This is a genomic window from Streptomyces luteosporeus (assembly GCF_039532865.1).
Taxonomy (GTDB): Bacteria; Actinomycetota; Actinomycetes; order Streptomycetales; family Streptomycetaceae; genus Streptomyces; species Streptomyces luteosporeus.
In genome coordinates this window covers 1-552 of record NZ_BAAASL010000081.1, presented here as the reverse complement: position 1 = coordinate 552, position 552 = coordinate 1, and the positions used below count along the sequence as shown (strand labels likewise).

At 55.8% G+C, this 552-nt stretch carries 1 protein-coding gene; it reads left to right on the top strand.

Annotation, left to right across the window (positions count from 1 at the left end; all coding sequences use genetic code 11):
- On the top strand, positions 1-454 hold a 454-nt coding region (gene repA / locus ABD361_RS30530), incomplete at its 5' end, for a plasmid replication initiator RepA (protein WP_344440238.1).
- Positions 455-552: the final 98 nt, after the last annotated feature.

The following is a 552-nucleotide window of genomic DNA, read 5'->3' as shown; positions in this document are numbered from 1 at the left end:
ATATGACCCGCTTATTGGTTGCAACATTCCGACCGATATCACGTTCACACCGGCGCTGTTTGCCGCTCTCGATGTGTCTGAGGTGGCGGTGGCTTCCGCACGCCGCAGCCGTGTGGAATGGGAAAACAGACAACGCAAAAAGCAGGGGCTGGATACCCTGGGCATGGATGAACTGATAGCGAAAGCCTGGCGTTTTGTTCGTGAGCGTTTCCGCAGTTACCAGACAGAGCTTAAGTCCCGGGGAATAAAGCGTGCCCGTGCGCGTCGTGATGCGGACAGGGAACGTCAGGATATTATCACCCTGGTGAAACGGCAGCTGACGCGCGAAATCGCGGAAGGGCGCTTCACTGCCAGTCGTGAGGCGGTAAAACGTGAAGTGGAGCGTCGTGTGAAGGAGCGCATGATTCTGTCACGTAACCGCAATTACAGCCGGCTGGCCACAGCTTCCCCCTGAAAGTGACCTCTTCTGAATAATCCGGCCCGAACCGGAGGCATTCGCACGCCTGAAGCCTGCCAGCGAACAAAAAATCAGCACCACATACAAAAAACAAC